This is a genomic window from Bacteriovorax sp. As-1, from assembly GCF_058446905.1.
In genome coordinates, this window is the sequence record NZ_CP184341.1 from 1,845,289 (window position 1) to 1,859,542 (window position 14,254).

Here is a 14,254-nt window from a genome sequence, read left to right on the forward strand (position 1 = left end):
TGTTAAAGAATGTTCAAAATGAGGTTGATTTGTTGGTGTAAAAACCATATAACGGCTTCGAAAGTATAATTTGTTAACGATATATCCAGTTTGGGTGTGTTATTAGCGAAGAGGAAACACCCGATCCCATCCCGAACTCGGAAGTTAAGCTCTTCAGCGCCGAAGGTAGTGCCAGGGAAGCTTGGTGTGAGAAAAGGTCAATGCACCCTCTTATTTTATAAAAAACCCGAGCTTGTTCTCGGGTTTTTTTATGTCTTTTTTCAATTCACAAGAACTTTATCGATGTTAAACCTGCAGTATTTAATAAGGTGTCATGAGTACTTGATACGCGGATGTTTTCAGTTGAGTTCGACAAAGCATGATGTAGAATTTAAGTATGATGAATACAAAAATACTTAAATATGAGCTTTTTACTCTTTTTTTCCTGACGATTATTACTTTGGTGGTGTTTTATTACAGAGACACTTTGCCGGATAATTATCTTTCGATATCGTCAGCATCATCGAGTGGATTTTTCAGCTACTATGGGACAAGCTTTTTAAATTTTATCAATTATTATTCTGGGCCGTGGGTTTTCGTTCCATGTGCCATCTTTACTTCATTCTATGTTTTGGTCTTTTCAAAAAGAGCAGACTGGATTGATGCCTTAAATATCTTTTCACTTTCAATTTTTTCCCTACTTACTATTTTCTATTTTCAACCATCGCTTTTAGGAGCGGGTTTATATCAAATTCTTGATATGACGTTTTCTGCTTTTTCAATGTTCTTAGTTTGGGCAGCATCGGGGACGTTGTTTTTATGGGGGGCTTTTAGAGGTGGATTCACTGAAAAAGTTCAACAAGCGACTTCTGGATTTAAGAATTTTGATTACAAGACTGCGACAGCTCCAGTTCAGGAGAAGTTTTTATTACTTAAAGACAAGTTTATTAAACCGAAAGCTGAGGGCGAGGATGAGCTTGAAGAAGAAATGGCAGAAGAGTCAATGGTGGCAGCACCGGCAGCACTTCCAATGTCAAAAGCTGCTTTAAAAGCTAAAGAAGCTGAGAAAGCGTCTAAAGAAGAAGCGGCTCCGATTTTACTTCCGGATCATTCTCTAATCGCTGAAAATGCAGAAGAAGTTAAGACTGAAGCGTTCCTTGTTCCAATTACTGAGGCGAAAAAAGTTGAGCCGGCAGTGGTTGATGAAGATGAAATGGAAGAGCATTTACCAGTGGTGGTACAGTCCTCTCATGATGACGATGAGTATGTGGATGAGTCTGAGATCTCAACATTTAAAAATCGTGCTCATAAAGTTGATAGTTTTGACGATGATCAGTACTACAACCTGGTTAAGTTAGGGAATACGAAAAAAGAGACGAAATTTCATCAACCGGATGAAAAATATTTCCACGATATTATCTCTAAAATTCAGGCGAAGCTTGGAGAATTTAAGATTCAAGGTCAGATCATCAATGTTCTTAAAGGGCCGGTGGTTGATACTTTTGAATGGGAGCTTGGACCAGGGGAGAAGGTTTCTCGTCTGACTTCAATTGCAGAAGACTTATCACTTGCGCTTTCTGGATCGCCGATTCGTATGGTTTACCCAATGAAAGGGAGAACAACAGTAGGGATCGAGGTTCCAAGAAATCCGCGTGATTTTATTTTCCTTGATGAAATTATTGGATCGAAAGATTTTACAAATACTTCTCACCATCTTCCCTTGGCGATGGGGAAAGATGCTTTCGGTGAGCCGGTTGTCGTAGACCTGGCAGCAATGCCACACATGCTGGTTGCCGGATCAACTGGTGCTGGTAAGTCGGTGTTCATTAACTCGGTTCTGGTATCGCTTTTAATTAAGAAGTCGCCTAATCAAATGAAGCTGATCCTGATTGACCCGAAACAGCTGGAGCTTGCACTTTATTCTCGTCTTCCTCATTTGCTGATGCCGGTTATTACCGAGCCAAAGACGGCGGCGACTTCGCTTCTGTGGGCATGCCAGGAAATGGATAGACGATACACAATTATGTCGGAATTTGGGGTGAGAAACATTGAAGGTTTCAACCATAAATTAAAAAATGCTCAACCTCAGGCGCTGGAAAAATTAAGAAAGCATTATGAGTATGCGAGCGAAGACACGTATGAGCTTCCATTTATTGTTATTATTGTGGATGAGTTTGCAGATCTTATTCTTTCAGCAAAAGGGAAAGAGATTGAAACGCAAATTAACCGTCTGGCGGCGAAGGCTCGTGCCGCTGGGATTCACTTAATTGTTGCGACTCAGAGACCTTCGGTTGACGTTATTACCGGGGTTATCAAGTCGAACTTCCCAACCCGCGTTTCTTTCCGTGTGACGAGTTCGCAAGACTCGAGAACGATTTTAAATGCGATGGGAGCGGAAAAACTACTTGGTAAAGGGGATATGCTCTACAAGTATGGTGTGGATACGACCCGCATCCACTCGGCATTTATTGATGAGGCCGAGATTGAAGCTCTAGCCGATAAATTGTCGGAAATGACTCCAGAATACAACCCGCACATTATGGAATTCCTGGAAAATGGTGGAGAAGAAGAACCGATTGCAGCTGTCACAACTCGCGAGGGCGGTGACTCTTCATCGGGTGGACGAGATGACAAATATGATGAGGCAGTTCGTGTGGTGTTAGAGCATCGTTCAGCGAGTGCTTCACTGCTTCAAAGGCGTCTTGGAGTAGGGTATAACCGAGCGGCCAACTTGATTGAAGAGATGGAAGCTCAAGGTGTTGTAGGGCCTGCGCAGGGTTCCAAGCCACGTAAAGTTTTGATGGGTTCTGAGTCGTTAACTTAAATAGATTTTCATTGGAGATTTGAGAGGGAAAACCCCTCTTGAATCTCTCATATTCCTTGCAAAAACTTACTCTTCCGTGTTACATATCTAGCTCATTAATAATTTCAGTTGTCTGAAATGTTGGTCCGTCTTTGGCGGCTCACAGACAATTCGATTAACCAACGGAGTATCTATGTCAGAATTATCTCTAAAAGGCCTACTAGAAGCAGGCGCACACTTTGGTCACCAGACTGAAAAGTGGAACCCAAAAATGAAAAAATACGTTTATGGTGAGAAGAACGGTATCTACATTATCGATCTTGCTAAAACTATTCCTCTTGCAAAAGACGCTTACGATTTCCTAAAGAAAACTGCTTCTGAAGGAAAGCCAGTTCTTTTCGTAGGAACAAAAAGACAAGCACAAGACGTTGTAACAAAAGCTGCTCAAGACTGTGGAGCAAACTACGTTACTTCAAGATGGTTAGGTGGAATGCTTACAAACTACAAAACTGTAGCTCTATCTATTGATAAAATTCGCAAAGTTGAAAAAATGAAAGAAACAGGAGATTTCGGTCTTCTAACTAAAAAAGAAAGAATCAACATCGAGAAAGAAGTTATTAAACTTGAAAAAGTTCTTGGTGGGATTAAAGAAATGAGAAAGCTTCCAGGAGCTCTTTTTGTTATCGATCCAAACAACGAAAGAATCGCTATCCAAGAAGCTAACAACCTAGGGATCCCTGTTGTAGCTATCACAGATACAAACTGTGACCCAACAGGTGTTGATTTCGTAGTTCCAGGGAACGACGATGCAATCAAGTCTGTGTCTATGTTCACAGAATACTTCGCTAACTCAGTAGCAGAAGGATTAAACCTTGCTAAGAAGAACAACAAGCTTGAAAAAGGTTCAAAAGATTCTTCTCGTGACCTTGCTCTTGAAAAAGAAATCATCAGCAAATTCGAAAACGATATCGATCTTGCTGACGAAGAATAATTTTTAAGAACTTAATTTAAACGATAAAGGGAATAGATATGACACAAATTACTGCAAAGCTTGTTTCTGAACTAAGAGAAAAAACTGGTGCTGGAATGATGGACTGTAAAAAAGCACTTGGGGAAACTAATGGTGACCTTGAAAAAGCGATCGATTACCTAAGACAAAAAGGTCTTGCAGCTGCTCAGAAAAAACAATCTAGAATTGCAGCTGAAGGTGCAATCGGATCATACATCCACGGTGGAAGAATTGGTGTAATGGTTGAAATCAACTGTGAAACTGACTTCGTAGCAAAGTCTGACGATTTCCAAAACTTCGTAAAAGACGTAGCTATGCACATCGCTGCTGCTGATCCAAAATTCGTAAGATCTTCTGAAATGGACCAAGCGTTCGTAGAAAGAGAAATTGCGATCTATACAGCTCAGTTAAAAGAAGAAGGAAAACCAGAAGCAATGATCTCTAAGATCGTTGAAGGGAAAGTTAAAAAACTTTCTACTGAAGTTTGTCTTCTTGATCAAAAATTTATCAAGAACCCAGACATTTCAGTTCAAGACCTAATCAATGAACTAACAATCAAAATCGGAGAGAAAATCGACGTTAGAAGATTCGCTAAGTTCACACTTGGAGAAGGTATTGAGAAGAAAGTTGACGACTTCGCAGCTGAAGTTGCTTCAATGACTGGTGGAAAACAGTAATTAAGAATTTACCAAACACAAAAAGGGGCTCAAAAGGCCCCTTTTTTTTGACCCAAATTTGAGGAAACCTAATGAAGTATAATCGCATTCTTTTAAAGCTTTCAGGAGAGGCGCTTGCTGGTGAGCAAGGGCATGGAATTTCAGCAGACGTTCTTACAAACATTGCAACTGAGGTGAAAGAACTTCAGGCCATGGGTGTTGAGATCGCAATCGTTATCGGTGGTGGTAACATTCACCGCGGGGTAGCTGGAGCTACAAAAGGAATGGATAGAACGACATCTGATCACATGGGGATGCTGGCGACAGTTATCAACTCTCTGGCACTTCAAGACAGCCTTGAGAGACATGGAATCAATACACGCGTACTGACAGCGATCGATATGCAAGAAATCGCTGAGCCTTATATCAGAAGACGTGCAGTTCGCCACCTTGAGAAGAAAAGAGTGGTGATTTTCGCGGCAGGAACAGGGAACCCGTATTTTACGACGGATACCGCTGCGGCGCTTCGTGCAAACGAGATTGACGCGCACGTAATCATGAAAGCAACAAAAGTTGATGGAATTTACGATAAAGATCCAATGAAGTTTAAAGATGCTGTAAAAATTGATAAACTAAAGTTTATCGACGTTCTAAATAAGGGCATTTCGGTCATGGACTCTACGGCCATTAGCCTTTGTATGGACAACGAAATTGATATTCTTGTTTTCAATATGTTTGAAGAAGGAAATATCAAACGCGCAGTAATGGGCGAAACAATTGGAACGATTGTAACTAACAAATAGATAACATAACTATTTCTAACTAAGGGGACGTCATTATGATGAATGAAACAAAAACTTCATTAAATGATTCAATGAAAAAAGCAGTTGATTCACTTAAGCACCAACTTACAAAAGTACGCACAGGAAGAGCATCAGCTTCTATCCTTGATGGAGTACAAGTTGAATACTACGGGACAATGAGCCCAATTTCTCAGCTAGGACAAATTTCTACTCCTGAAGCTCGTCTGCTTCAGATTCAGCCGTTTGATAAAACGATGATTGCAGCGATTGAAAAAGCAATCTTCGCGGCAAACATTGGTGTAACTCCAACGAACGATGGAAACTTTGTTCGCCTTAACTTTCCTTCTTTAACAGAAGATAAGAGAAAGGATATCGCAAAAGAAATTAAAAAAATTGGTGAAGACGCTAAAGTTGTTCTTAGAAATTTAAGACGTGACTCTAACGAAGCTGTAAAAAAAGCAGAAAAAGATAAGATGGTTTCAGAAGATGAATCAAAAAAGATTCAAACAGAAATTCAGAACATCACTGATAAATTTACAAAAGAAATCGACACTGTGATTGCGAACAAAGAAAAAGAAGTTCTTGCAATCTAATAAGGAAAAGTTTGGAACCACTCAGCCACAATATTAAACACGTTGCTGTCATCATGGATGGCAATGGCCGTTGGGCAAAACAGCGCTCGCATCCCAGAGTCTGGGGGCACGTGCGTGGGTCTGCAGTGGTTTCAACTATTGTTGAAGAAGCGGATAACTTAGGTATTGAAGCTTTAACAATGTACGCTTTTTCTTCAGAAAACTGGAGCCGTCCTCAGACGGAAGTCCGAGTTCTTTTCAATTTGCTTTTTAAATTCCTAAAAAAGGAACGCGAAAGAATTCTAAAGAATAACATCCGCTTTAGAATCATGGGAGATGTTTCTAATCTTCCAGAACAAACCAAAAAACTTATCGCTCAACTGGAAGGGGAGACTGCTCACCATACAGGATTGAAGCTGACGTTTGCTTTTGGTTACGGAGCTCGTTCAGAAATTGCTTATGCGGTTAATCGCTTTATGAAAGCGAACCCTGGCAAAGAGATGAGCGAAGATGATCTGAATGAATTTTTAATGATCCCGGATCTTGGAGACGTGGATCTGTTAATTAGAACAGGTGGAGACCACCGTGTGTCTAATTTTATGCTGTGGCAGATTGCTTATGCCGAAATGTTTTTTACTGAAACAAAGTGGCCGGATTTCACGGTGACTGAATTCAGATTCATTATCGAGCAAGTAGCAAAGAGAGAGAGAAGATTTGGGGCCATCGCTCCGACGGCTAATCTTGAAACGAACGTGATCGTTGCCCGCGAAAATCAGAGAATAATTCGAGGGTAATAGTGTCTAATACAAAAGCAAGAATCATTTCCGCACTTGTTATGGCAGCGATTGTTGTCGTAGCAGTTATTCTTGGGAAATGGACGACGTTAGCAGTTATCCTGGCAGCAGCTTTACTTTGTATTGATGAACTTCTGGTGAATTTCTCGCAGACAAGAAGAGAGGAGTTTAATTACAAATATGTGATGGGATTTTTCATCATCCTTTTTGTGTCGGTGAATGTCCTGGGAGCAAAACTCTCGCTTGGCTTCTTCACTGTCGCTGCAATCTTTTTAAACCTATTTCTTATTTATTATTTATTTAAAATTCCAAGCTCGGTCGAGTTTATGAAAAACAGCTCGAGAAAAAATCCGGCCATCATTACAACTTTTGTTATGCTGCCGCTTCTTTCATTTGGAATTTATTTCGACAGCGAATACTGGAGAGAAATTTTAGGAATGCTGTTGATCGTTACTTACTCTATGGATACTGGCGCTTGGTTTGTGGGCAAAAATTTTGGTAAACACAAATTATGGCCGGCCGTAAGTCCCAAGAAAACCGTAGAAGGTCTAATTGGTGGGATGATGATAGCAGCTATACTTGCTTCATTGGCATGGTGGCAGTTTTTCGGTGATTTCAGATGGTATTACTCAGCTATTTTTGCTGTTTGCGGAGCTATGTCTCAAGTTGGTGATTTAGTTCAGTCTAAAATGAAAAGAGAGTTTGCGATTAAGGACAGTTCAAACCTGATTCCCGGACACGGTGGGGTTTACGATCGCATAGACAGTCTAATCTTCCTATCGCCTTTTTTCGTGATTGTTGTAAAATATCTGGGACAGCACTTACTTTAGTATTCTCTCCTTTTAGAGGCTTCCATGTTATTAGAAAAAATCATTATTTTTATTGTTTTCCTAGGCCCACTCGTATTCTTTCACGAATTGGGACACTTTCTTTTCGCCAGACTATTTGGTGTAAGAGTTGAAGTTTTTTCAATCGGGTTTGGACCGAAGATTTTCAAGAAAAAATGGGGTGACACTGAATACGCCGTTTCCGCTATTCCATTAGGTGGGTACGTGAAAATGTTCGGTGATGATCCGTTTAATAAAGACGATATTCCTGAAAGCGAAAGAGCACAAAGTTTTACTCACCAGGGTAAATGGGCGCGCTTTTGGATTGTTATGGGGGGGCCGCTAGCAAACTTCATCCTGGCATTCGTTATTTTCTTCTCGCTTCTAATTGTAGGAGAAAGAATTCCTGAAATTAAAATCGGATCGATTGCTCCTGAATCTGTTCTTTATCAAAATGGTTTAAGAACAGGGGACGTTCTGGTTAAAGTAAACAACAACGAAGTGTACAATCCATCAGACCTAATGGTTGAAGGAAGCACTGTTGTTAGTCAGCTGACAATCAAGAGAAACGGAGAGCTTCAAGACCTGAGTGTAAATTTTCAGGGCGATAAGTTCTTTGATGAAGTTTTAAAATACCCGCCAATTCTAAGAAAACCGTTAGTGGTTGATCCGAGCGCTAACCGCTATGTGGTTTCTGTAAAAAAAGGCCAGGTTGATTTCTCTCATTCAATTGAAGAGCTTGGAACATTAAGTGGAATCAAAACTCTTTATTTATACCCGGTAGCTAAAACTGAAGACCTGTCTTCAGATGAAATCAAAGCAGACCTGACAAAAGGACAAGAGATCGCGGTTGAGTACACTGACTTAAAAACAATGGTGGCAGCTCTTCAGGCGAAAGACTTTAGAACAATCGACCTCATGGTCAGAAGTGTAAACATGGGTTCTCCTGCTGATAAAGTAGGGATTAAAGGGGATGACGTTTTTGTGGCCCTTGAAGGTCAGAAAGTTTCAAGCTTTGAAGAGCTGAGAGAAAAACTTCAGACTTACTCAAAAGCTTCTGTTGAAGTGGAAGTTTACTCTCAAGGAGAGTTAAAAAAGTTCACAGTTACTCCAGATGTAAGCATGCAGGACGGAAAATCGACAAAACTTCTTGGGGTGTATAGCTTTATTGAAGTTCTAAGGACAAACTTCGTTCTGACTAAATCAAAAGGATTTTTCAGTTCTGTTTCTGTGGCGGTTGCCCGCACATGGGATTCGATGAAGAAGACTGTTGATGGATTCGTAAAACTTTTAACTAACCAGGTATCTTTAAAATCAATCGGTGGACCTCTGGCGATTGGTAAAGTGGCCCATGACTCTTTCAACACATCGCTGTCATATTTCTTCCAGCTAATGGCGTTGATTTCAGTTAATCTTGGGGTCATTAACCTTTTCCCGATCCCTGTTCTTGATGGTGGTCACATTATGTTTATCGCCCTTGAGATAATTAACCGTGGGCCGCTTTCAAGAAGAAAGATGGAAATTGCTCAACAAGTGGGACTATCGGTGCTTTTAATGTTAATGGTTGGTGCAATCTTTAATGATGTGACCAGGTTCTTCTAATGCATTCTTTATATGTGGACAGTACTTCTGGGCTGGTAATCGGCCTTCTCGATGAAAACTTTAAGTGGATTGAGTATCAAGACACTAGAGAGAAAAAACCGTCGGAAGTCATCCATATAGAGATTTATAATCTCATCAATAAGTACAAACTTAATTTAAAAGACATGAATTTCTTTTTCTCAGCTGGTCCTGGTTCCTATACCGGGATGAGGCTGGGAGAAGGGATTGCTCAGGTGCTTGCCTGGGATGATAAGAAAGTTTTTTCTTTCCTTCACTTCGATGCTCCAAGGCTCTCAGGTGTAGAGAAGGGGTACTGGGTGACGAATGCCTTTAAAGGGCAGGTGTTCATTTATAACTGGGATTCACAATCTAATCTGGCGGAAAAATCACTGGTAAATGCAGTTGAGTACACGATTGTCGATCCTGCACTAGGGTATACGCTTGCCGATGATGGGAAAAACTTTGTTGGATTAAAAACGACAAAAGAATTGATTCATCAATCGTCTGAAAAAATCTTTTCAAAAGTTTTCAAAGATAAAATGAGAGAAGCTCCATACTATTTTAGAACTCTGGATGAGGAGTTCAAATAGATGTTGAAGTCTTATCTTCCACCTCGATTTAATACACTGGCCATCGTGTTATTCATTATGCTTTGGCTTTTTAGTTTCTATAAGATCCTGGGCGTTTTACTTCTGGCTTATATAGTTCTGTATGTTTCTTTAAGAAGAAGCAGAAATGACTTCCGCGATGATCCTGTTGTGACCAAAGGGGTGATCTTTTCTCCGTCTAACGGGAAGGTCGTTCATATTGAACACAATGTTTCGCACGGGATGTACGGCGATCAATTAATCGAGATCCAAATTATGATTCCATGGTGGAAAGAGATGGGAATTAACCTTCCTCTTTCTTCTGAAGTGAAGATGCTTCACGTCCTAAAAGGACAATCTTTTCTAAGAACTCATGTAGCCTCTGAAGTGATCGGGACGAAAGAAGGAAAAGGTGTGAGCCTAGCCTTGGACAATCGTGGTGAGACAGTCGGCCTCACTTTTTTTAAGTGCAAACTTGGTTTGTGGCCTGAACTAATGGTCATGCCTGGAGATCGCGGTGGAAGAAGGGTAAATATCGGATACTTTCCCTTTGGTGGAACAGTGATGCTTTATTTACCAAAAAAATATGAGATACTAGTTAAAACAAATGATGAGATTACATGCGGTGAGACAATTATCGCGGTAATTCCTGACCACGCTTAAAGGTTATTATAAATGCTAAATACTCCGCGCAGGCTCGCTTTTTTTCTTCCAAACACGTTCACAGCACTAAATATGGCCTGTGGTTTTTTCTCGATCATTCTTGGCTGGAAAGGAGAGTTCTACCAAGCTTCAATGATTTTAGTTTTAGGTGCTATCTTCGATTCAGTCGATGGAAGAGTTGCGCGTATGACTGGAACTCAGTCTGCTTTTGGTGAGCAATTCGATTCTATCTCAGATGTAGTGTCGTTCGGTGTAGCCCCGGCTTTTCTTGTTTACAATAAATTCTTTAACGATCTTGGCCGCATTGGTTTGATCACTTCTTTTATTTTCCTTTTATGTGGAGCTTTAAGACTTGCTCGCTTCAATGCCAACATTGATAAAGTAAGTTCGGAATACTTCCAGGGGTTGCCGATTCCAAGTGGAGCGCTGGCCATGGTTGGGCTTACACTGTTCTCATCAGTTGTTCCAGAGATCATGGATTTCCGTCCATTAATTATCGGTTATGTTCTTTTTTATTCCTTCCTGATGATTTCAAACATTCCATTTAACTCGTTTAAGAAATCGGAGTGGGTTCGAAAGCACAAGAAGAGAGTTCTCTTTATTATTTTCTCAATCATCATCCTGACTTTCTTATATGAAGAAATCATGATTGGTGGAGTGATCTTAGTTTATGTTCTTGGCTCCCTTGCTTATTTCTTTAAGAACAAAGGTGCTATGGAAGACATGTTCAACTGGAAGAGTGAACATGATGACGATGATCACGTCGACTAAAAAAATTAAAAAGATACTTATGTAGGAGTATTGATATGCTTGGAAGGAATCTAGCTTTTCTTATCACTCTAGCTCTATTGTCAGCGCCATTACACGCTACTGATTTACGCCAGAATGTTTCTGCAGATGGAAATGTTGAGGACGTTTTAGGGGCGAGTACGGCTTCTGGTAATAGTCCTTTCCTAGTCGATGGTGAATCATCTGATAATGTTGAAAAATCCAAAGCACAAGGTGAAGACTACATCTTTAACCACGGGGTTAAAGAAGTCAGTGACAAGGTCACACCGAAGAAAAAGTACGAAGATTTTGGTTACACACTTCCTGGTACGTACGAAAAACAGGAAAACTATATTGAGCTGGATAAGCTTAAGATGGCCAAGGATTTCAGAAAAGCTTCATCAGGCGGTTTGAATATCTCCTTCATTAAAAACAATTTTATCTACCAGTCTCCAAACGACATCATCAATCAGACTGTAGGTACTGGTTATAAAAGTATTAAAGGTGGATCAATATTTGTTCGCCACGACTCTTATATTTTCAAAACTGCTGCACTTAATGGACATTGGTCTTTTGGAGCTGGAGTTGGCTACAACTCGGGGCGAGGGCTTTTTGTTAACGGAACAAGAAGTGATACGAAGATCAGTCTTTGGGAAGTTCCTATTGATGCCGGACTTGGATTAGAGATCCCGGTTTATTCCTGGTTTAAAATTGCGGGAACCGGTGGTCCAAGTGCGCTGGGGTTAATGCAAAATAGATCAGACATTCAGCGCGGAGAAAAAGGGAAAAGAAAGATTCAATACAGCCCGGGATACTTCGCCAACGCTCAAGTAAAGATTAATCTTTCAGGATTTAATGAAGAGACAGCGTACGATCTATTTACCTCTAGCCAAATCACGAATTTATTTCTAAACCTTGAAGTCCGTCATCAGAATTATGCAAATTTCCAGGACGATATCAAGATTTCGGGGACGTCGTTTGGTGTAGGTTTTACGTTTGAATATCTATAAGATTACCATTCAATACAAAGGCACGAACTATTTGGGTTTCCAGGTTCAGCCTTCTGGAAAAACAATTCAGGGAGAAATTAATTCTGCCCTGAAAATTCTCTCTAAGTCAGATGAAATTAAGTCAGTGGGATCGGGAAGAACAGATTCAGGTGTCCATGCTTTTGGACAAGTCGTGCGCATTGAAATTCCCGTTGATATTCCTGTGGCCAGTCTTCCAAAAGCGATGAATTCAAATCTTCCGGAAGATATTCGCGTGATTTCTGCCGAAGTGGCCCCTGAAAATTTTCACCCGATTTTTAGTGCTAAATCAAAAGAGTATAATTACGTCTTTTCGAACGAAGATCATCTTTCTCCTTTTGCTCGTGAGCTTGTGACTTACTTTCCTTTTGATCTTAATATTGAAGTTATGAAAAAAGGCTGCCACCTTTTTTGCGGTGAGCATGATTTTGTGAATTACCAGTGTGTGGGTACAGAGGTTGAGAGCACTGTGCGTAAAATTATCTCATGCGAGCTTGTGCGCTTAGAGTCAACAGGTCATTGGAGTCACTTGGTAGGCGAGTACTACATCCTAAAAGTGACAGGAAACGGCTTTCTAAAGCAGATGGTGCGCCTGATAATGGGAGCGTTAGTTAGCCTTGGCAGAGGGAAAATCACTCTGGAAGATCTTGAAAAATCACTCAAAATGCCTTTACCTAATCGCCTTGGAGCTACAGCTCCGCCGCAGGGTCTTTACCTTAAAGAAGTGCACTATTAGAGTCCACTAATTTCACCCCGTTTTCATTGGGGAAAAGTTGTCTTTACATTGACAATTAGGGCCCTCTCAAATACTTTTGGAGAACTATTTTTAAGCGAGGATTTTTATGTCTTACACAGTAAAAAGCGTCAACGGATGCACAAAAAAACTTGAGTTCAATTTCGCAACTCTAGACCTATCAAAAGAAATTAAGGCTGCAGTTGTTAGAAAACAAGCTACAACAAACATTAAAGGATTCAGAAAAGGTAAAGCTCCACTTGCAATGGTAGAGCAAGTATATGGACCACAAATCGAATCAGATGCACTAAACCAATTCGTGCAATCTCAACTTTTCGAAGCAGTTAACAAAGAAAAACTTAAAACTGTTGGTTACCCATCATTCGAAAACGTAAAGTACGATGCTGGTAAATCAGTTTCTTTCGACGCTGTTGTTGAAATCTTCCCAGAAATTAAACTTGGCGATTACTCTGGATACTCTTTCAAAAAAGACAGTGTTGAAGTGTCGAATGAAGACATGGAAAAACTAACAAAGAACTACCTTGGTTCAAAAGCAGAAATGACTGAAGTAACAGATGCTAAACACGCTCTTAAAAAAGGTGACTTCGCAGTGTTTAACTTCGAAGGTGTTAAAGCTGATGGATCAAGACCAGAAAACATGAAAGGTTCAGAATACCTTCTTGAAATTGGTTCAGGGCAGTTTATCCCAGGATTCGAAGACGGAATGATCGGACTTAAGAAAGGTGATAAAAAAGATATCAACCTTACTTTCCCAGCTGATTACCACGCAACTGACCTTCAAAACGCAAAAGTAAAATTCGAAGTTGAGCTTCTTGAAATCAAAGAAAAGAAATACCCAACTCTTAACGATGAACTAGCAAAAGAATTCGGATACGAGTCAGTTGCTGATTTCAACGAGAAGAATAAGAAGAACCTAGTAGCTCAAAAAGAAAGACAAGCTCTAGAAAAACTTCACCAAGAAATCCTGGAAAAACTTGTTAAAGAAAACAAGTTCGACGTTCCAGCGACTCTTGTTCAAAACCAAGAAAAATATCTTCAAGAAGATCTAGCTAAGAACCTTAAGGCTCAAGGCTTCAATGATGATATGGTAGGTGAGTACTTCGAAAGATGGAAAGGCGATATCAACACTAAAGCTGATTTCCAGGTAAGATCAGGTCTTGTTCTAGATCACCTAGCTCAAGAGTTTAAGATTGAAACTTCTGAAGCTGACTTCAACAAGAAACTTGAAGAAAGTGCTGCTCAAGCAGGAATCGATCTAGAGACAGTTAAAAAGTACTACGCTGGGAATGCGCAAATTAAGAACAATCTTATGTACGCTATCCGTGAAGAGAAGACATTTGAGGCACTTAAGAAAAAACTTAAGATCGCATAGTGGCTGAACGAACTCTTAAAGAAGAAGTTCGTCTCTT

The 14,254-nt window shown here is 40.2% G+C and carries 14 protein-coding genes and 1 rRNA gene; all 15 read left to right on the plus strand.

Going from position 1 to position 14,254, the window contains the following annotated elements:
- Positions 1–92 precede the first annotated feature (92 nt).
- Positions 93–209 (plus strand): 5S ribosomal RNA (gene rrf / locus ACN20O_RS09330).
- 167 nt (positions 210–376) lie between these two features.
- Positions 377–2,803, plus strand: coding sequence for a DNA translocase FtsK (locus tag ACN20O_RS09335; protein WP_491633696.1), 2,427 nt, complete (start codon positions 377–379; stop codon positions 2,801–2,803).
- A 172-nt stretch (positions 2,804–2,975) separates the two neighbouring features.
- Complete coding sequence (gene rpsB, locus ACN20O_RS09340; RefSeq protein ID WP_102242043.1) at positions 2,976–3,773, plus strand: 30S ribosomal protein S2; 798 nt, start codon at positions 2,976–2,978, stop codon at positions 3,771–3,773.
- A gap of 38 nt (positions 3,774–3,811) precedes the next feature.
- Entirely contained in the window at positions 3,812–4,468 is a 657-nt protein-coding gene (gene tsf, locus ACN20O_RS09345) for a translation elongation factor Ts (RefSeq protein WP_102242044.1), read from the plus strand.
- A gap of 71 nt (positions 4,469–4,539) precedes the next feature.
- On the plus strand, positions 4,540–5,250 hold the full coding sequence (pyrH, locus tag ACN20O_RS09350) for a UMP kinase (protein ID WP_102242045.1): 711 nt from the start codon (positions 4,540–4,542) through the stop codon (positions 5,248–5,250).
- Positions 5,251–5,285: 35 nt separating this feature from the next.
- Positions 5,286–5,843: a ribosome recycling factor gene (gene frr / locus ACN20O_RS09355; protein WP_491633697.1), complete on the plus strand. Its 558-nt coding sequence runs from the start codon at positions 5,286–5,288 to the stop codon at positions 5,841–5,843.
- Positions 5,844–5,854: 11 nt separating this feature from the next.
- Positions 5,855–6,616: a polyprenyl diphosphate synthase gene (gene uppS, locus ACN20O_RS09360; protein ID WP_491633698.1), complete on the plus strand. Its 762-nt coding sequence runs from the start codon at positions 5,855–5,857 to the stop codon at positions 6,614–6,616.
- A 2-nt stretch (positions 6,617–6,618) separates the two neighbouring features.
- Entirely contained in the window at positions 6,619–7,446 is an 828-nt protein-coding gene (locus ACN20O_RS09365) for a phosphatidate cytidylyltransferase (protein ID WP_491633699.1), read from the plus strand.
- Positions 7,447–7,470: 24 nt separating this feature from the next.
- On the plus strand, positions 7,471–9,045 hold the full coding sequence (gene rseP, locus ACN20O_RS09370; protein WP_491633700.1) for an RIP metalloprotease RseP: 1,575 nt from the start codon (positions 7,471–7,473) through the stop codon (positions 9,043–9,045).
- Positions 9,045–9,635 carry a hypothetical protein gene (locus tag ACN20O_RS09375; RefSeq protein ID WP_491633701.1) on the plus strand — a complete coding sequence of 197 codons (591 nt, stop codon included), beginning with the start codon at positions 9,045–9,047 and terminating at the stop codon, positions 9,633–9,635. The genes rseP and ACN20O_RS09375 overlap by 1 nt, the downstream gene beginning before the upstream one ends.
- Entirely contained in the window at positions 9,636–10,295 is a 660-nt protein-coding gene (locus ACN20O_RS09380) for a phosphatidylserine decarboxylase (RefSeq protein ID WP_491633702.1), read from the plus strand.
- Between the two features lie 12 nt (positions 10,296–10,307).
- A complete protein-coding gene (gene pssA, locus ACN20O_RS09385) occupies positions 10,308–11,066 on the plus strand; it encodes a CDP-diacylglycerol--serine O-phosphatidyltransferase (RefSeq protein WP_102242051.1) in 759 nt (252 codons plus the stop codon).
- Between the two features lie 35 nt (positions 11,067–11,101).
- Positions 11,102–12,073 carry a hypothetical protein gene (locus tag ACN20O_RS09390; RefSeq protein WP_491633703.1) on the plus strand — a complete coding sequence of 324 codons (972 nt, stop codon included), beginning with the start codon at positions 11,102–11,104 and terminating at the stop codon, positions 12,071–12,073.
- Positions 12,060–12,827: a tRNA pseudouridine(38-40) synthase TruA gene (gene truA, locus ACN20O_RS09395; RefSeq protein ID WP_491633704.1), complete on the plus strand. Its 768-nt coding sequence runs from the start codon at positions 12,060–12,062 to the stop codon at positions 12,825–12,827. Before ACN20O_RS09390 ends, truA begins: the two co-directional genes overlap by 14 nt.
- A 106-nt stretch (positions 12,828–12,933) precedes the next feature.
- A complete protein-coding gene (tig, locus tag ACN20O_RS09400; protein WP_491633705.1) occupies positions 12,934–14,217 on the plus strand; it encodes a trigger factor in 1,284 nt (427 codons plus the stop codon).
- The last annotated feature ends 37 nt before the right edge of the window (positions 14,218–14,254 follow it).